Source organism: Scytonema sp. PCC 10023 (genome assembly GCF_963920835.1).
GTDB lineage: Bacteria > Cyanobacteriota > Cyanobacteriia > Cyanobacteriales > Nostocaceae > Kalymmatonema.
In genome coordinates this window covers 15,140-33,841 of sequence record NZ_CAWUDP010000024.1, presented here as the reverse complement: position 1 = coordinate 33,841, position 18,702 = coordinate 15,140, and the positions used below count along the sequence as shown (strand labels likewise).

General features: G+C 51.1%; 19 protein-coding genes and 2 pseudogenes. 4 read left to right on the top strand and 17 right to left on the bottom strand.

Translation table 11 applies throughout. The features are described 5' to 3' along the window. Window positions 1–220: 220 nt before the first annotated feature. Window positions 221–1,021 carry an SDR family NAD(P)-dependent oxidoreductase gene (locus tag ACM0OZ_RS16335; RefSeq protein ID WP_414583865.1) on the top strand — a complete coding sequence of 267 codons (801 nt, stop codon included), beginning with the start codon at window positions 221–223 and terminating at the stop codon, window positions 1,019–1,021. Window positions 1,022–1,041: 20 nt separating this feature from the next. On the opposite strand, the gene ACM0OZ_RS16330 is transcribed toward ACM0OZ_RS16335, so the two are convergent. Then, window positions 1,042–2,388 (bottom strand): erythromycin esterase family protein, encoded by a 1,347-nt coding sequence (locus ACM0OZ_RS16330; RefSeq protein WP_414583864.1) that lies wholly within the window; start codon window positions 2,386–2,388, stop codon window positions 1,042–1,044. Window positions 2,389–3,129: 741 nt separating this feature from the next. After that, entirely contained in the window at window positions 3,130–3,765 is a 636-nt protein-coding gene (locus ACM0OZ_RS16325) for a hypothetical protein (protein ID WP_414583863.1), read from the bottom strand. 101 nt (window positions 3,766–3,866) lie between these two features. Here ACM0OZ_RS16325 and ACM0OZ_RS16320 point away from each other — a divergent pair. Next, window positions 3,867–4,779, top strand: a pseudogene (locus ACM0OZ_RS16320) (IS982 family transposase). A gap of 17 nt (window positions 4,780–4,796) precedes the next feature. Here ACM0OZ_RS16320 and ACM0OZ_RS16315 read toward each other — a convergent pair. The 3 genes from ACM0OZ_RS16315 to ACM0OZ_RS16305 are packed head-to-tail and all read right to left on the bottom strand — an operon-like array spanning window position 4,797 to window position 7,766. After that, complete coding sequence (locus ACM0OZ_RS16315) at window positions 4,797–6,044, bottom strand: DUF6519 domain-containing protein (protein ID WP_414583861.1); 1,248 nt, start codon at window positions 6,042–6,044, stop codon at window positions 4,797–4,799. Between the two features lie 16 nt (window positions 6,045–6,060). Then, window positions 6,061–6,597 (bottom strand): hypothetical protein, encoded by a 537-nt coding sequence (locus ACM0OZ_RS16310; protein WP_414583860.1) that lies wholly within the window; start codon window positions 6,595–6,597, stop codon window positions 6,061–6,063. A gap of 41 nt (window positions 6,598–6,638) precedes the next feature. Further along, on the bottom strand, window positions 6,639–7,766 hold the full coding sequence (locus ACM0OZ_RS16305; protein WP_414583933.1) for a phage tail protein: 1,128 nt from the start codon (window positions 7,764–7,766) through the stop codon (window positions 6,639–6,641). Between ACM0OZ_RS16305 and ACM0OZ_RS16300 the strand changes: the two genes are divergently transcribed. Beyond that, window positions 7,761–8,249 carry a hypothetical protein gene (locus ACM0OZ_RS16300; protein ID WP_414583940.1) on the top strand — a complete coding sequence of 163 codons (489 nt, stop codon included), beginning with the start codon at window positions 7,761–7,763 and terminating at the stop codon, window positions 8,247–8,249. The two genes, ACM0OZ_RS16305 and ACM0OZ_RS16300, sit on opposite strands and share 6 nt — an antisense overlap. Window positions 8,250–8,297: 48 nt before the next feature. Here ACM0OZ_RS16300 and ACM0OZ_RS16295 read toward each other — a convergent pair. Both ACM0OZ_RS16295 and ACM0OZ_RS16290 read right to left on the bottom strand, forming a co-directional pair. Continuing rightward, window positions 8,298–8,633 (bottom strand): annotated as a pseudogene (locus tag ACM0OZ_RS16295) (lamin tail domain-containing protein); the annotation flags it as partial. Window positions 8,634–8,647: 14 nt separating this feature from the next. Further along, the gene (locus tag ACM0OZ_RS16290) at window positions 8,648–9,928 is read right to left on the bottom strand and encodes a putative baseplate assembly protein (protein WP_414583859.1); all 1,281 of its coding nucleotides are present in this window, start codon (window positions 9,926–9,928) and stop codon (window positions 8,648–8,650) included. 38 nt (window positions 9,929–9,966) lie between these two features. Here ACM0OZ_RS16290 and ACM0OZ_RS16285 point away from each other — a divergent pair, with 38 nt between their 5' ends. Continuing rightward, window positions 9,967–10,170 (top strand): hypothetical protein, encoded by a 204-nt coding sequence (locus tag ACM0OZ_RS16285; RefSeq protein WP_414583858.1) that lies wholly within the window; start codon window positions 9,967–9,969, stop codon window positions 10,168–10,170. A gap of 13 nt (window positions 10,171–10,183) precedes the next feature. On the opposite strand, the gene ACM0OZ_RS16280 is transcribed toward ACM0OZ_RS16285, so the two are convergent. The 10 genes from ACM0OZ_RS16280 to ACM0OZ_RS16235 all read right to left on the bottom strand — a co-directional run bounded on the left by ACM0OZ_RS16280 (window position 10,184) and on the right by ACM0OZ_RS16235 (window position 18,634). Continuing rightward, window positions 10,184–10,549 carry a GPW/gp25 family protein gene (locus tag ACM0OZ_RS16280; RefSeq protein ID WP_414583857.1) on the bottom strand — a complete coding sequence of 122 codons (366 nt, stop codon included), beginning with the start codon at window positions 10,547–10,549 and terminating at the stop codon, window positions 10,184–10,186. A 22-nt stretch (window positions 10,550–10,571) separates the two neighbouring features. After that, the gene (locus ACM0OZ_RS16275) at window positions 10,572–11,213 is read right to left on the bottom strand and encodes a phage baseplate assembly protein V (RefSeq protein WP_414583856.1); all 642 of its coding nucleotides are present in this window, start codon (window positions 11,211–11,213) and stop codon (window positions 10,572–10,574) included. A gap of 3 nt (window positions 11,214–11,216) precedes the next feature. After that, window positions 11,217–12,272, bottom strand: a complete 1,056-nt coding sequence (locus ACM0OZ_RS16270) for a phage late control D family protein (RefSeq protein ID WP_414583855.1) — start codon at window positions 12,270–12,272, stop codon at window positions 11,217–11,219. Window positions 12,273–12,666: 394 nt separating this feature from the next. Continuing rightward, the gene (locus tag ACM0OZ_RS16265; RefSeq protein ID WP_414583854.1) at window positions 12,667–13,425 is read right to left on the bottom strand and encodes a hypothetical protein; all 759 of its coding nucleotides are present in this window, start codon (window positions 13,423–13,425) and stop codon (window positions 12,667–12,669) included. A gap of 57 nt (window positions 13,426–13,482) precedes the next feature. Continuing rightward, entirely contained in the window at window positions 13,483–15,030 is a 1,548-nt protein-coding gene (locus ACM0OZ_RS16260; RefSeq protein ID WP_414583853.1) for a phage tail protein, read from the bottom strand. Between the two features lie 18 nt (window positions 15,031–15,048). Further along, entirely contained in the window at window positions 15,049–15,276 is a 228-nt protein-coding gene (locus tag ACM0OZ_RS16255; protein ID WP_414583852.1) for a DUF6760 family protein, read from the bottom strand. After that, complete coding sequence (locus ACM0OZ_RS16250; RefSeq protein WP_414583851.1) at window positions 15,219–15,992, bottom strand: hypothetical protein; 774 nt, start codon at window positions 15,990–15,992, stop codon at window positions 15,219–15,221. The genes ACM0OZ_RS16255 and ACM0OZ_RS16250 overlap by 58 nt, the downstream gene beginning before the upstream one ends. Further along, on the bottom strand, window positions 15,989–16,447 hold the full coding sequence (locus ACM0OZ_RS16245) for a phage tail protein (RefSeq protein WP_414583850.1): 459 nt from the start codon (window positions 16,445–16,447) through the stop codon (window positions 15,989–15,991). The genes ACM0OZ_RS16250 and ACM0OZ_RS16245 overlap by 4 nt, the downstream gene beginning before the upstream one ends. 43 nt (window positions 16,448–16,490) lie before the next feature. Beyond that, a complete protein-coding gene (locus ACM0OZ_RS16240; protein ID WP_414583848.1) occupies window positions 16,491–17,597 on the bottom strand; it encodes a phage tail sheath family protein in 1,107 nt (368 codons plus the stop codon). Window positions 17,598–18,415: 818 nt separating this feature from the next. Beyond that, window positions 18,416–18,634 carry a hypothetical protein gene (locus ACM0OZ_RS16235; protein WP_414583847.1) on the bottom strand — a complete coding sequence of 73 codons (219 nt, stop codon included), beginning with the start codon at window positions 18,632–18,634 and terminating at the stop codon, window positions 18,416–18,418. Window positions 18,635–18,702: the final 68 nt, after the last annotated feature.

Sequence of the window (18,702 nt, the reverse complement as noted above, 5' to 3'; positions counted from 1 at the left end):
ATAATACCAAAAAATTGTCAAAAACTCAACTACCCCCTCCCTCGCTTAAGAGCGGTAAGCATTGGTCAAGCAGTGTTTCGCTTTTGGCTGGATATTCATCCCACGCTGCACTTTGTGTCAGGCCTGGGGCTTCTACCGGGTTAAGCTAAAGTCAACACCCCCGGTTTACAACCGGGGGCTTCAGGCGAGAGAGTCCTAGATTACTACCAGAGGGTTTTAGATGATTAACAAAAAGGTCGCGCTGGTCACAGGAGCATCATCCGGGTTTGGACAGTTAACCGCTCATCTACTTGCTCAAGAGGGTTACTGTGTCTTCGGCACCAGTCGCAAGCAACATTCCGCGTCCCAGGGTGTAGAAATGTTGACGCTGGATGTGAAATCTGACGAGTCAGTACAATCGTGTATAAAACAGTTGATCGCACAAACTAACCGCATTGATTTGCTGATCAATAATGCCGGACAAATACACGCTAGCGTGATTGAGGAAACAAGCTTAGAACAAGCCAAGGATATTTTTGAAACAAACTTCTGGGGTGTTGTCCGCCTCACCAATGCCGTTTTGCCAACGATGAGACAGCAGCGTAGCGGGCATATTATCAATATGAGCTCGCTGGCGGGATTGGTAGGGGCAGTCGGTCAAGGTTTTTATTCAGCAAGTAAGTTTGCACTAGAGGGTTATAGTGAAGCACTCAGTGTGGAATTAGACCCTTTCAATATCAAAGTGTCTTTAATTGAACCTGGTTATTTCAAGACCAACTTTAATCACGACATGTCGCAAGGGACTTCCACTTATGCCGATTACGACAGTGTACGTGAGGCGCTGCCCTCATCAATCAGTCAGGCAATTGCACGGGGTGATAATCCCGAAAAAGTTGCACGGATGATTCTTAGGGTGGTACAAAGCCAGTCGCCGCGATTGCGGTATCGTGTTGGCAATCAGGCATGGGTGCCAGCCTTGAGAGCTATTCTACCAGATAGGCTGTTCCGACTGAGTGCGCGCAAGTTCTTGAACTTGCCATAAGTAATTAAGCGGATTTGATATTAGACACCAGAGGGAAATGTCTCCGGCGGTTCTGTCATTTGGGAATGGGGGCTGCGATCTAGAGGTTCTACGCCTGTTGTGTCATCAATATGAATCACTGCATCAAATTGTTCGGGGAGTCGTGCATAGAAGTAGTGGCTAATACGTTCGGATTTGGGCAGGTAAATCACACCAATTGCCCGCTCTAATCGAGGTTCTTGCAGTCCTGTGACTGCTTGATTGTCTTGTCGTAAATTCAGTAAAAACCGAGGCAAACCTGTGTCGTGAAACAAAGCTTCATAACTACCTGACAATGCCGGACGAACTTGTTTGAGTTCTGTTACACCACCCCAACGAGAAGCAGCCGTGACCGTACCCGTGTAAGTGCTAAAGCCTACAAGTACAGTATCATGACCATATTTTTCGCGCACAAGTTGCCCCACATTGAGTTCACCTGCATCTGCCATGTCGGTTGCTCGCGCATCGCCCAAGTGGGAGTTATGCTCCCAAACCACAACCTTTGTCCGGTTTCCTTGTGTATCTAAATGAGCAACGAGATGATCTAAGGTTTCTGCCATGTGGCGATCGCGCACATTCCATGAGGATACCCGCCCCTGAAACATCGAGCGGTAGTATTCCTCGGCATTCTTCACCAGTCGGGCGTTCTGTTCTGCGTAGAAAAACTCGTCTTCTGCAACCCGACCATCGCGCCCTGCATACTCCGCAGTCTTACGTTGCAACTCCATCAATTGATTGACAGCTTCTTTCTCGCAAGACTCGCTCAGACCAAAACTGGCAGCATACCCATAAGCCTGGGAGTCCTCGCCAAAGTGTCCTAAGCACGAATAGCGGTAGCGTGCGCATTGTGCGGCTTCTGGATCAACCTTGTCCAGATAACCAATAACCTCTTCTATTGAGGCATGCATACTGTAAAGGTCAAGCCCATAAAAGCCAACCTTCCTTGCATTCTGCCTTAAGCCATCATTATATTGGCGTAGCCAGCCGAGGAAGTTTACTACATCCGTGTTACGCCACATCCAAGTGGGAAAGCGTTGGAAGCCACCCAATGCTTCAGCAGGCGTAGGATCGTCATTCACTCCCCGTACATAGCGATTGATACGGTAGGCATCGGGCCAATCTGCCTCCACTGCTACAGCCGTGAAGCCTTTCTCTTGAATCAGGCGTTTGGTAATTTCCGCCCGTTGTTCGTAAAACTCATGGGTGCCGTGAGAAGCTTCACCTATAAGCACAAAGCGAGCATCACCAATGAGTTCCATCAGTGGGTGATAATCTTCCGCTGCACCCGTCAGTGGATGCGCTACTTGACGCACTGCATCAGTTAGTTTATTTGTAGTTGCATTTGACATGATTCTAAACCTAATGACTAGTGACCAAGCCCCTTCAAAGCGGGTGTAGGGGTGTAAGGGTGTAAGGGTGTAGGGGTAATAAGCCTCGAAGAAAAAAGATGCAAGCCCCTTTTTCAACAATGGAAAAAACAAAGAAGATGTGTTTTGAGCGGAAAGTGCACTCGTAAACACGGCGTCCTGGTATCAAGCCCCCAACGCGCGGTTATGGGGATCTTTACACCCTCACACCCCTATTCCCTTACACCCCTAATTCTTGTGTGACTTAAAGGAAAAGATTGCCGAAAATTAAAGGATAAGCTTGCCGCAGTAGAGGCTGAAAGTCCTATTGTTTCAATTGGTGATGAACTGCTTGCCGAGTTAGATTAAATAATAAATTTGCCGTGAGTTCAGAAATTTAAGTTAAAGCTTGCCGTGAGTCCAAACAATAGATAGAGAAAAATGCCCTCTGTACAAGAGTTTGATGACTAGCATCAGAGCGATCGCCATTTTTGGTTCGTGATCAAATCGACGTTCATCCTATACTGCGTAAGGCTTTGGTGCATTTTTCACGTTTTTGGAGAGTGTAGATTTACCGTAAAGCTAGTCAGGCTCTCAATTCGGCAAGCTTTTACTTTAAAAAACGGCAATCTTTTCCTTTAAGTCACACTACTTTTGAAGTATTTCCTGACCGTTTGGCTAAATTATCGTTCAAATCACATTGATCTACATGCTGAATTGTTTCAGCCATTTGCCAAGGATGATTTAGACGAACTCAATTTGAATTTCAGCCTTAGATAATAACGGCTCACGTCCGAAGACAGAAACTGTTACCACTTTAGGGGTTGGTTCTGAGATCAAGCGGAAAGCTGCTTTACCTTCCTGTAACTGGATCGATCGAATTCTTTCCGCTCCTGTTGTATCCATCAATGTGCCGCCCGTTGTACGTAAAAACAGTTCATCTTGCAAATCTTGATTGGCGAGAGGAGTGCCACTGAGGGAACTTTTTTCAATCGTAATGGTACAAAAAGAAGTTCCATCCGCCGGAACCTCACCGATTCCATCCACGATATGACGATCGGGTGCGTCAGAGGTTAGTTGCAAGAGGAATGCGGAGGTTTGTTGCAGCCGCTCCATCAATGATGAAATTGGAGGGCGACTTTTGGAAACAGCGTTCTCTATTACGCCATCTGTGCGAAGACTATAGCTTCCTGGAGGCACTGTGAATTCAATTACTGGATTAGGACTGTGTTCACTAACAGTTTCCTGATCTCCTACACAGACTGAAACCCAGCTATGATCGCGCAGGGTGATAGACAACAGGTTATGCCCCTGTGGCACAGTAACCGTCTTATCTGCTTCGACAACAGATTGGGGAAAGGGGAATTTTATCGTTTCCATGCGATTTATCTCCTTAATATACGTGAGTTCGACGGGTTGATTTAGATGCAAAAAAAAGTTGAGACTGGAATTAAGAAGAAAAAATAAAGGGTGTCTCAGCCATGTCCACAATTGTATCTCGCCTAGATGTAACCGAGATATTCTGCGATGTAGACGATTTCTGCTCACAGTGGGAGAAGATGTGGCAACAAGTGCCGCAACTACCATCAATACCACGAGAGCGACGCAGTAAATCTAGAATGTGCCTCAGTGAAGTGATGACAATTGTCATAGCGTTTCATGGCAGTGGTTATAGGACATTTAAGGAATTCTATACACTACAGGTACTACCAGGTTGGAAAAAGGCATTTCCGAACTTAGTCAGCTATACAAGATTTGTGGAATTAATGCGGTGGTGTTTAATGATGTTATGTTGTTTTTTACATACTCGCACGGGAGAAATTACAGGGATTAGCTTCATCGATTCCACAGCCATAGAGGTTTGTCACAGATGTCGCGCCCATGCACATAAGGTATTTCAAGGGTTAGTGGAATGGGGAAAAAATTCTGTGGGATGGTACTTTGGATTTAAACTGCATTTGATGATCAACGACAAAGGAGAATTGCTAGCATTCAAACTCACTGGTGCCAATGTTGATGACCGAAAATCAGTCCCAGATATGACCTCTGACTTGGTTGGTAAACTGTTTGGTGACAAAGGACATATCTCCCAAAAACTATTTGAGGAGTTATATCAACGGGGATTAGAGTTAGTTACCAAATCTAAAAAGAACATGAAAAACAGCTTGGTCAAACTCATTGATAAAATTCTTTTACACAAGCGTGCGGTCATTGAGTCAGTTAATGACCACCTGAAAAATCTGTGTCAACTTGAACATTCTCCTCATCGCAGTGTGTTCAATTTTTTTTGTCAATCTGATGGCTGGTTTGGCTGCTTACACTTATCTATCCAAAAAACCTTCCCTCGACATCTACTCCAAAAACTTACCTGCCCTACCTCCTGCTGTTTTTTAACTTTGTCGAATTCACGTTTAATATTCGTAGCGTATGGAAATGCCCTGAATACTAGCTTCAAAGTCGCTATTACTAGAGAAGGCTAGGAGGCTATAGTAATGTTCGCTATCGGCAATATTCTGCCGCCTATCACTCGGAATCGTGAAGGAACGATTAAACCTTGAGTTCTCGGTATCAGTCCTGGTGTGCGTGATTGCTTCTTGCAATAGCGTTTCCATATTCGGTATGCTTGTGCCATCAGTTGCAAATAAAGATTGACTGGAATTGGATCGAAGAAGCCAAATAGAGACACCCGGACTCCCAGCACTGCTCGCGACGGAGCGCCTGGTATACCCTCGGAAATTTAGGGTGAGCAGGCGTGCCCCCTGGGGGAGCATTAGGGGCACAACGCCACCGGCAGTTTCGCTGGCTGACTTAAACGCATAACTAAAGCCACTCGGATCGCCAGTAGCCCCAGGAAAGACGAAAAATAACCAGTTCGGAGATGTCCCAAAAAAGGTGAACGGGAAAAATGCAGGTGTGAAGGAAATCTCGCGCGTCCCTCGCAACCCGTTTGAAACGGGTCGAATATCTTGAATGACTGCTGGCCCAGTTAGAGCTGCCTGTCCGGCTGGGCGGTTGAGGAGGGCGACCGCCATAAAAACATGTCCACTGGGTGCAGCGGGGAGCGTTGTGGTTCCTTCTGCCACGCGAATTGTCACTTGTCGTTTCAAGCGCACGCAGGTTTCAACCCCAATCACAGTATTGACGAGGTTAGGGTCTTCTGTACTGTCCACTTCCCGATCCCAAAGATCGACATAAACCAAATCGGTTCGATTAGCGACCGGGGTAGTCAAGGGAGGAATGACATCAACCCCATCTTCAGCCGCACGGGTGGGATCTGTCCAGGGCTGTGCAGAGTAGCGAATCGAATTTTGGATAATATACAAAAAAATTGCCTCTAATCCGCCTCCCCCTGTCAGGGGTGGAAAATAGAACGGGCGACCTCCCACAATTGCTCGACCAGGCAACACATAAAAGTCATTATCAGCAGTAGGTTGCTCAGGTATCCCCTGCCCTGGGAAGACGAAAAAAGACAATCCCTCTAAACCCTCGCGACCTGCAACACCATCGGGGAATAGTTGGCTCAAGGCAGTATACAGTTCATGGCGGGTGACATCGTTGAGTTCGTTCCAGTCAGCATCGACCAAGGGAACGCCTTGTTGCAGGCGAACGCCGACGTAGCCTTTGGCGGGATCGAAGGTATTGCGAGAAAAGTTGCCCATGTCTGTTCTTCCTAAACTAGAAGGTGAGGCGCAGGGTGCGCTGTAAGGTAAATCCATCCTGCATATCAATCCGGGGGTGAATGCGATGGTTGATGAGAATGCCAGAGTTTAAAGCAGCGCTGCCGCCAGCAAACAGCCCAAATTCCCTCAGTTGCCAGTTTTGGTTACCAGGGCCAGGGGGAATATCGCTCGTTGTGAAATCCAGTCGAATCTCTAGCTGATTGGTAAACGATCCACCTAAAAACGTAATTTGATTCGGTGGAATCGCTTTACGAGCAGTTTCGTTGTAAATCTGCTCCAGGCTGCGGCGAGCGGTCTCTGGAGGTAAGGTGCCGCCATCCCAGGCAGCCTCGCCCGTACCCACTGCCCAATACATTACTTGCTGCCCCTGAGGATCACCTTTGATCAGCGCAGCCAGGAGGCGACGTAGACTATTGACAATCAAGTTGGGTTGCCAAGGGCGTTCCCAGATCAGATCTCCGTTTAGATTGATAAGGCGATCACAAAATTCACCTTCGGGATAGTGCTCTTTGAAAATGATTTCTTCTGTCATTAACGTCCTCCAAATAATATGTAGCAGATTTGTTAAATGCCTTAGGTTAGCCCCGTGTGCCAGGTGCGAGAGTGGGTGCCAACAGGTAGGGTGCCAGTATCAACCGTACGATGGGTCAAGTCATTGCTGATAAACCAGCGCCATTCAGGAATGCGATCGCTGACACTATCCGATCCCTCCCCATAGAGTTCGGTTTGCAGCAAAACTCCGATGTCTATAAAGGCTTCTTGCACCTCTGCCGTGGCATCATACCCTTCCTCTACATTGATCGGTTGCAGGAAGAACACTGCCCGTACCTGAATCGGCAAAAACTCTTGCAGAATTTGCCGAATTCGCTCTCCTTCCTCCTGAAGGGAAAAGAACTCACTGTCGATGTCGGGAGTAATGTAGATCCCGATGGTTTCACGGTTATAGAGATCGTTGTCATTCCGGTCATAGCCTCCCCGTCCATCCGGTTGACCGCAGTCATAGCTGTAAGCGGTCTGGTCATCAAAGGCTCTGGTGCGCAGGTTAAATAGAGCTATAGGATCAGTGGATACCACTGATCCGGGGGGTAGACGGCGTCCCTGGAGAGTCGGTGGCGGGGTAGCACTAGGCTGAAGGCTACCATCCAAATAAACTACAGCACCGGAATCTAGCCGCTCTAACCGTGAAGCATCGAAACTGATCAGTACATTGCGGACAAATTCCCGCACTCGGGTGTCCCAACCAGTAACGCGATTGATAATAGCGGCAATGTTTGGGAGGGTTCCCACCGTGCGATAGATTTCTGGGGCAAAGCGGACTTCGGTACGCTGTTCATCTTCATTCAGGTAATCCTTCAACCGCCAGCCAATTTGGTGAGCCAGGGGCGGCAGCAGGCGACTATCCAGCCGCCGTGGATTGTGTAAATCCCGCAGCCCCTCGACAAATCCATGCAGCATATCGGCATGGGCATCGAACACCTCCAGCAACCGTTGCAGTTGACCTTTGGGTTGATCCAGTCGGGCAACGGTGAAGGGCGAGGGAGTTACGGTGTCAAGGCGTTGATGGATTTGGGGCAGCTCGGTGAACAGGGTATGGGTATAGAACCCTGTGGCGAGTGCGGAGGTTTGAGTGCGACGGCTGAAGATCCGGTACGCTTCGGGACCCACGAAGGCGGTGTAGTAATAGATTGTTCCGGGATGCAAATTGTCTCGATCAAAGAAACGCACGACTTGGGAAATGGGCAGGGGCGCACCGCCGGTCGCCGAGAGTTGCGACTCCTGGCGGATGCTGCGCATGAGAATGCGATCGCGCGGTTCAGGTTGGTACCGATACTGGTAAATCATCCGAATCAGGCGATCGCCCTCCAGATCCTCCCGAATTTCTTCAAAGTCGTAGCGAAAGGTCATGCTGTCATAGACGAGCAATCCATCGGTGAGGGAGTCATCCCCCAGTTCCACAACCACGGGCACCACCCCCCGACGATTCAACCCTGGAAATCGCCGCTCGCGCCGCAGAATATACAGGGAAATGGAATCCGGATGAGGAAATTGGGGCAGGATCTCGCCCAGATCGTGTATGCCCAGATCCCAGGTCAACTCAATTGCGGGTTCAAAGGTGACCGCACCGCTAGCATCATGGCTCAGCAGTCGTCCCTGTGGGCTACTTGCCGCTTGAAACAAGGGTAAATCAGTACCCTCCAACGGTCGGAATGGAAGGACTTGCTGAGCCATCAGCGTCGCATTTGGGTCATACAGAAAAACCGTGTCGCCTGCGTTATTCCAGACCGGAGCACTCCGGTTCCAGTACAAATCGGTGGCGGTATTGGTGCCCTCCCCAGAATGCACTCGCAGCCGTGCGCCCGGTGCCACGATCGTGCCTGGTGGAAAGGTATAGTGATGCCGACTTCGATCTTGTAACCGCCAGTTGCTTAAGTCTTGGGGCTGAGCCGTTTCATTCCTCAGTTCCACATACTCTTCATTTAGATTGATAAACGGACCCCAGCGTCGCCCCTGGGAATCAGGAGCGCTGTCAAACCCGACTGGATTGATAATGACCTTCGTAATCAGCATAGGCGCTTCCAGGCTTAGCCTAGTCCTCCAGTAACGCTCAACAGATTTAAGCTGCCCTGACGGGGAAACTCCTGGGAGCGCAGTTGAATCAATCCTGTGGCAGCGATCGCGGGATCGACGAGTTCTCCTGGTGGGTCGGAGCGCCGTCCCTGAAAGGTGACCCCCCGGACAAAAGCCACCCCAGGGACTGCTTCGATCACTTCGTAAACCTTACTCAAGTAAAATGGCTGACCAAAGTCGAGGCGATTGATCTCGAACAGGGCAGTCAAGGATTCCTCCACCCGTTGTTGCACATCCTCCCGATAGAAAGTGGGTTCCACGCCCAGTTCCACAATGGTGATGGTGATAGTGACGAAGATGGGCGATCGCACACTCAACAGGGTAGTGACTATGCGACGCTCGTCAAAATAACGCAGTAACCTTGCCCGCAGATCGTCATTTAGGTCCAGGTTGCCTGCTGCCACAATATACAGATCAACATAGTTCCAGGAGCGAGCGACGGCGGTCGCCCGGGCAACGCCGGGGACGTTTTCTGCCAAGGCAATGTAGTCTTCCGCCGTAACCGCTCGTTGCATACTGCGAAACACCTGCGGAGCTTGCCGTCGAGCACTTTCAATCGACTCGCGATCGGCTCCCCCCGAGGCAGCTTGGGGATTGGTCACTTTGGCAGAAACATTGACACCACCTTTGACAACGGTAATGGTGTTGGCTCCTACATTGCCTGCTGCGCCTCCACCGATTAAATAGGTGGAGCGGATCGTACTGGCAAGCGGTGGAATTTGTCCATAGCGCCCATCTCCAAACAATAGTTCGGCTTCATTTACATCGTTGATTTGTACGGTGAAATGGGAATCACGGGACAGGCTGTACAGCAAAGTCCCCCGCCGTTGCCAGACCTCAAACCCACTTCCCCGATCCACCTCCACCTGCAGATAGTCTTGGGAATCTGGATCGCGAGGCAACAACACTGGGGATTGGGTTAAGCGAAAACTCTGGTTGGCTTGTCCTGTTGAGACTCCCAAGACTTCATTCACGATGCGCGTTGCATTGATCACTGAGATCGTCGTGCTGATGGTCTTTGGAGAACCAGTGCCACTCCGAGGCACTTCTAGCGCGGAGCCAGTTACGGGCAGGTAGATAAACTCGATCGCGGGTTTTCCGGGGGTCGCTTGGGTGGCAAAGCGCGCTCCCACCTCAATTCGCAAGGGCGTGGGGGCATCATTCGGGACGGTGAGCGTTAATTCAGCGGCAGCCGGAGCCGGAGTTGCCAAGTTATACCCGATCAATGCCAGCAAATCGATCACACTGCGCCGTTCGATCGCGGTTGCTAAAAATGACTCATTGGCAATCCGATCTTGATAGTAGAGTAGAACATCGCCGGTATAAGCAAATAGCTCAATTAACAATCGACCGAGATCATTCTCAGAGCGATCAGTCCATTCCGGCAGTTTCAACGCTGCTAGATCCAGCATGGATGCAACCAGAGAAGCATAATCTCGGTTGGTGTAGTCTGTCATTGTGCGATCACCCGACATAGGGATAGAACCTCGCTATTGAATAGGAATCACAGTGGTTTGTATTCCGGGTGTATCTGCTTGGATATAACGCACTCGCAAATACAATTCGCCCTCCTTGGGAATAATGGAGATTTCCTGGGGTAACACCCGTGGCTCAAACTGCAACATGGTTTTGGTAATCTGATGGCGAGCCACTTCGATCAGTCCATCGTTGATGTTTTCGTGCAGTAGTTGGGTGACGCCGCCGCCGTATTGCCGCACCATAACCCGTTCCCCAATGCGGCTGAGAAACAGGTGTTTCAAGTTTTCTTTAAATTTTTCCGATCCCTCGGTCACCGCTACCCCGCCACTGCGAGAGTCAATCCGAAAGGGAAAGGCAAATCCACGTAATTCGTTCATCGTGTCTACTTCCTGTGTTGATCTACATTGGTAAGGGATTGCTGCTGAGATACGTACTCATCGCGGTGTTCAAGGCAGCCCCTCCATCTTGAGGAACAGGAGTCCAGGCGGTTGTAAATACATTGGTAAAGCCCTGGAGCCAGGTCTTCAGGCTGGTGATTTCTAGTTGGGAACCCGTTGCATCTGTTAAGGTAATTCCCTGACTATTAAGGGTTACGGTATTGTTTTGAGCTTCAATCGTGATGCCCTGATCGTTCAGGGTTATGGTGTTACCATTTGCATCTTGAATTGTGATCTGACCATTTTCGTCGTCAAAGTGCATCAAGTGCCCCGTGGAAGAACGAATTAACCGTTGTTTAGGATTGGCATCTTGGGTGTCATCAGGGACTGTGTCTTCGGGATACCAGATACCTAGCCAGACTGGGTTACTGGGGTTGCCATTTTCAAATGCCAGCCATACCTTATCGCCGACTTCGGGGACAAAAAAGTGACCGTAGGGAAAGCAGGGGCGCGCCTGCACGAAGAAGTCGGGGTCGGTCTCGTCAAACACAGAGGGAATGCTGACTTGAATCCGCCCTAAATCCAGATCATTGCCTTCGACCTGACCCACATACAATCCAGGGTAGCGTTCTCGGGTTTCTCGATGCGGGGGAGTAAAAACCATAGCTCACCTCGTACAGACAAAAGAACTGATGTAACTGTTCTGGCTGAAATTCATCTCATGGCGAACTCGTGCCAGGTACCAGTCGCCCGACCACCGCCCGCCATAGCCCTGAATCACAACCCGTCGTCGGGGGCGCAACCAGATGCTGCCGCTGGCTCGCCCGCGTGCAGATTGTCCCAGTCGGCGAGAGGTATCACCCAAGGTTCCAGAGAGGTCATCTTCCGGGCGTGCAGGTGCGCCTACAATACGGGGCGGGACGCGCCAAAAGTCTTGCAAGCGCGATCGCTTACTGGCAGACAGGGTCAGCAAGCGAGTCAATCGAGCCGCTCCGGCTCCGGTCTGGGCAATCCGTTCTGGATCGGGAGTCCATTGCGCATCACGGCCACTGGCGAGTGGCTGACTAATTTCGATGCGATCTCCCGTTTCCGGATCGGTGGCGACGAGGCGCATTTCTGGGGCAGTAGCAAAGGTGTCATAGGTGGCGATAAACTCCACCAAATTCTCATTGGCAGCGAGGGTATGTTCAATCGGTTCCGCCGCAATCAAGCTCTGGGTCGAGACGAAATTGAGCGTGTCAGCTCCTGGTCCGCGATCAACATACAGCTTGCAGTCATAATCTTGAGCCAGTTGATGCAAGAACGCCAGGTCGGTTTCTGCCACCTGCTGCCGGGGGCGACTTTCTTCAATTAAGGCATCTTCTGTGGGGTCAATATCGCCTGGTAGAAGATTATTGGCGAGCGCGATATCCCGCACAACTTGGCTGATTGTGGTGTTCCACCACCGCTTTGTCCGGGGTTGATAATTCAGTTGCACTAAAGTGTCGATCGCCTGGATCTCAACGCTTGCCTGACCCCGATTCGGAAATATTGACTGAATTCCAGTAACCGCTCCCCGGAACAGGAGTGCATGAATATCCTCCCATCCCAAATCAATTTCGACCGTCAGTCCTTCGTGCAGGATGTCGGATAGCACTTGATAGTGATCACCAAAGGTCATGGTTGCGAGATCGGCTTGGGAATCACTTTCTTCAACCACTAGTGATTCGAGGAGATCGCCCATCTCCTCCCCTTCAATTTTGACGCTGGCAAACAATCCATCCATAACCTTACCGTTGAGGGCGTTTTACGCGAGTCGCATTGTTCAGAGCCGGAATCACGATAATTTCACCAGGCTCAAACTGGTCCGGCAATCGGCCTCCATTCGCATCCATCACATGCCAATACAGTTCTTCCCGACCCAAGTACTTCAATGCCAGAAGATCCAATGTGTCGTAGCCCGCCAAGCGATGTCTTTGGCTGCCCAACGCGGGGGGCGATAGGGGAGGACGACGGATCGGTAAGGAGCGCGTGACCCCGCGAGTGGGATGGGAGACCACCAGGAGGGGCAGATTGCGATAGCGGGAAAAGGGGCTGACAGGCATGATAGGAACCGTGAGAGGAAATCGTGGGAAACGTTAGAACAGCACATTGCCAATGTCTTCGTAGGCAGTATGGTAGAAGGTACGTCCCATGCGTTTGACAGAATCGATCACAAAAGTGAGGGAGTCGATCTTTTCAATCATGGTGATCTCAACTTCTGCCCGGACAGGATCGAGCGCTGAATTAAACAGCGTCTCCGTAATTTTTAGACTGGTGATAAATCCTTCCATACTGCTACTGCCTAAAATCAGCAAGGCAGTCGGGGGTTCTTTAAACAGCGGTTTGTTGCCGCCAACTAAACTAAACACATCCAGCAGATCCCCAATAGCGGGATACACAAAGGAACGGAGAATAGATAGGTCAGCGAGGATATCGCCTTCTTCGTTCCGCCGTCGCTCTGGTTCTCCGGGACGCTGTTCTCGACCATCAATCATGAACTTGAAAGTGAGGGTGCGATCGCCCTCTTCCTCAAACCGATGCATATCCGCCGCCGAAAAATTGCGCCCAAGGACTTCTACTTGATTTTTATATGCCTCACCGACTGCCCCAAACGAGCCACTGAAGCCTGCACTCAATGCCCCCCCTGCTGCTGAGAGTGTCCCGCCCACCAAGCCACCCACCCCGCGCGCCTGGACATCTGCTCTCGCTTGAGCGGGGATCCGTTTGCCCCACTTGAGTTGCTTGGTATCGGTCAACTGTGTGGGGTTGTATTGGAAGGGATAAATTAGCGGTGGGAGCGTTAGAATATTGGCAAGATAGCCTCGTTTGGCAGGTTGGATTTGGCTATAAGTCATGATGTTGTCCGATGAAAAGAGGGCTGATAGGAAAAGAACGGAGCCAGACGATCACGGTTATTGAATTGAACTCGTCGATAATCCGCGTCGGAATCGCCCTAGCTCAAGCTGACGTTGAATTTCTGCCAAAACGCGATCGGCAATCAAGCGAGCCGTTTCGTCGGCAGTGTCCCGGTCCACTCGGTCAGTCGTAATTTGGACATGGATGCCATCGTTCACGATAATGCCTGCTGCTGCCCCTGCCGCCGCGCCTGCTGCTGCCCCTGCTGTCGTTGCTGCTGCTGTGGTTTCTGCCATTGAGCGGGGACGCAGCAGATCCTCCAGCGCGGATTCAGACGGGGCACGAAATTCGGGAATCGTCAGTGTTGGCGCTCGGAACCCCGGTAAGGTTAGGGTGGGTGCTGTGGTCGGTCCAACTGGACCCCCGCTACCTGGAGGCGCGGCGGGAGCCGAGGGGAAACGAGATTCGATAATACTGGATAGCCGAGGACCTAAAGGTCCAGGAGTTGCGGGAACCGGCAGCGAGGGAATGGCAGGAATGCTGGGGAGACTCGATCCCACGCCGGGAATTGCTCGAATCAGCGAATTGAGACCACTGATCATCCCGTTGATGGCTGAAATCAAGCCATTCACCAGATTGGCGATCCCAATTTCCAATAAGGTAATCCCGTGGGTGATCACTTCTCGCAGGATATCTGCGATCGTCAGAAATACATCTCTAAAAAAACGAGCAGCGCTGGTCAATGCCGTTCGCACTGCCTCATCTACAAAGACCCGCAAAGCTGGACGCACAAGCGTTTCCAGAATAAAACCGAGCAAAGCAGCCAGAAAATTGGGTAAGGTATTGACCACCCCTTGAAGCCACTGACTGAGACGATTAATCAACTGCCCTAGCCAGTCTGCTAATGCCGTCAGCAGTTGTCCCACCCAATTGAGCAGGGGTTGAACATAGGTGAGGATGAGCCGAATCCCTGCATCAATAAATATCAACAGGCTGGCTAATAGTCTGGAGACAGGCAGAATTCCGGCAGTCGTGAGGTTGTCAAATAATCCCTGAATTAGCCCTCGGATGCCTGCAATCAGTTGATTCGCAAACGTCCGGAGATCGCCCACGAGCAACCGAAAATCGGCGACGATATCAGCAGCACGGTACACGACAGGAATCAGTAGACCAATGGCTGCTACCAGTTCCGCACCAAAAGCAACGGTCGCAAATGGAGCAGCAAACCCAGACGCGATTCCACCAATTAGATTGCCAGCCAACGAACCAAGACCTCCCAAGATGGTGCTGAAGAGACCGCCACCCTGGCTTTCTTCCCGGCGAGCGACCGTCTCCACGACCCGCACGGGGATGGGTTGATCCGTCTGGTTCACCACCCGTACCAATTGTATCCCTCCCGTGGAGGTTGCCCCCGCCGTCCCAGGGGTGGGGGTGGAGGAGGAACCTGGCAGAGCCGCGACAATGGTGTTGATGGTGTTGCTGATGCGATCGGAGAAGCGCTCTAGCGCACCTGAAAAGGCTTCCACTCGTTGCTGTAGCTGGCGGGTTCGCTGCTCCAACATACTTGCAAAGCTGGTGCTGAGGCGGTCTAATTCTTCATCCATACATGACCTTCCTTCCGTTTACGATGAACTGCCTCGGTTGACAGCTTCTTCCTCTCGCCGAAGTTGCTCTTGCAGCAACTCCAGATAGCGCTGACGTTCGGGAATGGGAAGCCCGAGAATCTCTGTCTGCGACCAATGTAAGTGGTAAGCGAGTAAGAAAACCTCCCGGTGTAAGGTATCCTCCCCGCTTACTCCAAAGGGAAAAAATGGCTCATGTCCAGCGTGGTGCGATATGCTTTGCCACACTGCTCACACACAATTTGACGGGTGAGATCAGGACCCGGGGCAGCTTCATCCATCGCCCGTTGAATTAAGCGGCGATCGCCCATCGACAGGTCGGATAGGATCTTGGTCCCCATGGCTCGAATGCGTTTTGGTTCTAGATTGCCAACTTGTTTTAAGCAGCATGCCAGCAGGGCGTCCCGTTGGCGCGCCGCATTGTTGTCCCGACGGTTCCCTGAGGTTTCTTCATCCTCACCTGTCGGCAATTGGAAAACAAACTCATACTCCCAATTGCCATTGGGAGCTTGATAGCCGTCTTTAATTGCAACTTTGATCTCTGGGACTGAACCGTTCTCCACACGACGGACCTCTAGTGCTGATAGATCTTCCCAGAGGGTCGTCGTCGCCGAACAAGAGCAGCGATAGTTTGCTTCCATCTCATCCCCAAAGGTCAAGCGCCTCAATTCCAGGAGAAGATAGTTGCGATCCGCTGAAAAGAGATGACGAATCACCGTGCTATCTACCTTGTCCACACCTTCTAAGGAAGTGACACAGTTCTCTAATAAAGCCGTGATCAGCTTACCCCCATTACTGCGGATTTTGGGATCGGCGAGTAACGCTTCTTCCTTGCCGGTCATTTTGCGTAAGGTCGCCTGCTTGTGGAGAATGCCAGTCTCCGGGTCAAGGTAGCCAACAGGGAGGGTGACTTCGTGCTGCCAGGTTGTGGATGTGTTTGTCATGAAACAATCAACTCTAGACCATCATGCTCTAAAACAATGGTTTGTTTGAGTAGGTTCGTTGATCCAGCTTCTAGATCCGAAAAGGAGGCGGATTTGACCCAGGCTCCATAAAAAGCAAACCGGAAGACTTCCTGACCAAAGTGTTTTTTGACAACCGATCCATCCCGACGACCATTAGAACCTTGTCCCCCCTGCCCTAGTTTAAACATGGTCTCAAAGAAGCTCTTAAAGAGGGCATCGTCAGGACTGCCATCGACATAGCGTTCGATCGTCAAGGGTTGAAATTTGACGACACCACTAGAAACTTTGTGAATCACGTTGGTGCCTCCTTCAGGAACTTCAATGGTGTCGGTTTCTCCCATACTGAGACCGGAGACTTTACTCACCGTTGGACTTTCAACCGTGCCAATTTCGACGACAAATTCATTACTACGATAGGGATCGTTTAGTGCCATAACCATCTCCTTTACAGGGAAAACTCTTATGCTCACTCAAAATTTATTGCTCACTAGCGGATGCTCCGCTCTCTTGTTGCCCAACAATGATCAAAATTGTTTCTGCCGGTCGAGCTGGATAAAAATAGACTTCGATCCGGAGATTGCCCAGCGCGATTTCATCCGGAGGGTTATTTTCAGGACCACAGATGACGGTGAATACTTCACTCGGAGTTCCTGTGCCAAAAGCTCCCGCTTGATAGAGGCGCAATAGGAAGGGAGTTACAGTATTAAACTTAATCTTGTTCCAGAGCGTGTCCCGATTGGGTTCTTGTTTCACCCAGCGCAACCCCTCCCGCAGGGAGGCTTTGACATAGTTAAACAGCAGGCGAATGTTGACGTACAACCAACGGGTATCGGTTGACAGCGTACGCGAGGCATCGATCACAATGCCTGCCCCTCGAATTAACCGAATGCCGTTGATGGAACTATTCTTGACCAGATCCGTATGGTCTGTATCAGTAATGTTGCGCTCTACGCTCAAGGCACCCCGCACTACAGCTTCATTGCCAGCAGGAGCTTTCCAGACACCCCGGGTTTGGTCGATGCGGGCGTAGACACCCATAACATGCCCGGTGGGGGGCACATCTCGGGTAGGGTTAGAGCCTGTCCCGATAGGGTCGGTGATAGTAATCCAGGGCCAGTACAGCGCTCCATAGACTTTCGCCGCTCGAAAATCCTGCCCAAAGGCTTTGGCTCCATCGACATCACGACTGGCAGGGGTATGCCCCACAAACATGCAATCACCCTTCTCGGCACAGTAGTCGATCGCCGCGCGAGTAACTGCCCTGAGAACTCCATCAGGCATCAGCTCAGGGGTGGCTAGCAGTTGGATCGCAGCCGTATCAAATCGGGAGAGGGCGTTGCGGTAGTCGCCTGTTGCAGGTTGATTGCCATCGCTTCCGGCAGTCCGAGTCAGGGTACTCGTGCTGGGCGTCGCCAGTCCCAGGCGAATCCCCGTTCTAGGAGGTGGCACATCCCGACCATCAAAAGCTGTGGGGTTCAGATCAGTCAGAACAATGTAGGCTGAACCAGAAAAGGGATCATTGAGGCGGAGCGGTGCATAGTTGGCTTGGCTGGCATCCAGCGTTAGCTTTTCCCAGGTTTCCACGGTTTGCGGATTAGAATCCGCGGGTGTCAGTTGCTGGACCACCAGGTTGAACTCACAGGTCGAGAGGGTGGCATTGTCAGCGATACGGTATTCATTGCGCTCCGCTTCGGGCGGCTCAGCCCACTGGACAAAAAATTGGGAGTTCCCCGCAGCATCCTCCTGTTGAACCAGATTCGTAATGCGATGCCAATTTTGGCTGATACCGTCATCTAGCCGTACCCAGTTGCCGATCGCAAAGCCTGCAATGCTATCGACCTGAACTTGAGTATAGGAGGGGTTGGTGCTGGCAGCCCCCGCGTCGGTCGCTGAAGCGGCTGTAAACCCAAGTAGGGTTAGGGTAGTAGTGGCTGTAGTGGTCAGGCTCAGGTTAGAGGCAGATCCTTTGCGGCGGGAAACCAACAAGATCCCGTTCGCTTCGACTAAAGCAATAACCCGTTGCCCCGCCTGGGCATTGATGGCATCAACCACATCTTGAGCCGTTGCCTGGGATGGAACCGGCAGCGTCGTGTCATCTAAAGTAACCGTGATTGAGGTCGCGGGGTTATCGACCTGAATCACCAGGGTACGAGCGGGATCGGTGCTAGGCACGCTGAGATTGATGAGACCAGAGATCGCAGCTCCCTGAAGGCGAGCCGGTTGATTCCCTGCAAGGTTTGCGGCTAAGCGACTAGAAAAGGTCGGATTATCTTGCACACCAATGTAGAGGTCATTGCCCCAACTGCCATGCTCTGGAGTGTTTCGATACCCTGCCGTGACCTCTAGGGTGTTACTGCCATTTCGCCCCTGTAGCGTGACACTGGCGGCAGCGCTCTCACTTCCTAACACCCTGGCAATGTAGGCTTCTTGTCCGCCATTGAGGAAGAAGCCATCCACGCAGTAGGCTCCGACAAAGTTGCGATCGTAGCTGCCAAACCGAGCAGTAAATTGTCGGAAGTTGGAGACTCGCACTGCTTGATCCGTCGGTCCTCGGCGACTCCGGAGGAGAAATCCAGCGACAGAGGTAGGTGCCCCCGCGATCGCGGGGGCGGCACTGCCATCCGTTTCTATCACGTTGATGCCAATATTAAAAGCCATACTGTTGCCTCATACAAACGTATATTAAGGA

Bases quoted from the DNA above. Each gene is read 5' to 3' on its own strand.
- ACM0OZ_RS16335 (WP_414583865.1), top strand. From the start codon at position 221: ATGATTAACAAAAAGGTCGCGCTGGTCACAGGAGCATCATCCGGGTTT.
- ACM0OZ_RS16330 (WP_414583864.1), bottom strand. From the start codon at position 2,388: ATGTCAAATGCAACTACAAATAAACTAACTGATGCAGTGCGTCAAGTA.
- ACM0OZ_RS16325 (WP_414583863.1), bottom strand. From the start codon at position 3,765: ATGGAAACGATAAAATTCCCCTTTCCCCAATCTGTTGTCGAAGCAGAT.
- ACM0OZ_RS16315 (WP_414583861.1), bottom strand. From the start codon at position 6,044: ATGGGCAACTTTTCTCGCAATACCTTCGATCCCGCCAAAGGCTACGTC.
- ACM0OZ_RS16310 (WP_414583860.1), bottom strand. From the start codon at position 6,597: ATGACAGAAGAAATCATTTTCAAAGAGCACTATCCCGAAGGTGAATTT.
- ACM0OZ_RS16300 (WP_414583940.1), top strand. From the start codon at position 7,761: ATGCAAATTGTCTCGATCAAAGAAACGCACGACTTGGGAAATGGGCAG.
- ACM0OZ_RS16285 (WP_414583858.1), top strand. From the start codon at position 9,967: ATGACTCATTGGCAATCCGATCTTGATAGTAGAGTAGAACATCGCCGG.
- ACM0OZ_RS16280 (WP_414583857.1), bottom strand. From the start codon at position 10,549: ATGAACGAATTACGTGGATTTGCCTTTCCCTTTCGGATTGACTCTCGC.
- ACM0OZ_RS16275 (WP_414583856.1), bottom strand. From the start codon at position 11,213: ATGGTTTTTACTCCCCCGCATCGAGAAACCCGAGAACGCTACCCTGGA.
- ACM0OZ_RS16270 (WP_414583855.1), bottom strand. From the start codon at position 12,272: ATGGGCGATCTCCTCGAATCACTAGTGGTTGAAGAAAGTGATTCCCAA.
- ACM0OZ_RS16265 (WP_414583854.1), bottom strand. From the start codon at position 13,425: ATGACTTATAGCCAAATCCAACCTGCCAAACGAGGCTATCTTGCCAAT.
- ACM0OZ_RS16260 (WP_414583853.1), bottom strand. From the start codon at position 15,030: ATGGATGAAGAATTAGACCGCCTCAGCACCAGCTTTGCAAGTATGTTG.
- ACM0OZ_RS16250 (WP_414583851.1), bottom strand. From the start codon at position 15,992: ATGACAAACACATCCACAACCTGGCAGCACGAAGTCACCCTCCCTGTT.
- ACM0OZ_RS16245 (WP_414583850.1), bottom strand. From the start codon at position 16,447: ATGGCACTAAACGATCCCTATCGTAGTAATGAATTTGTCGTCGAAATT.
- ACM0OZ_RS16235 (WP_414583847.1), bottom strand. From the start codon at position 18,634: ATGGCAGTGCCGCCCCCGCGATCGCGGGGGCACCTACCTCTGTCGCTG.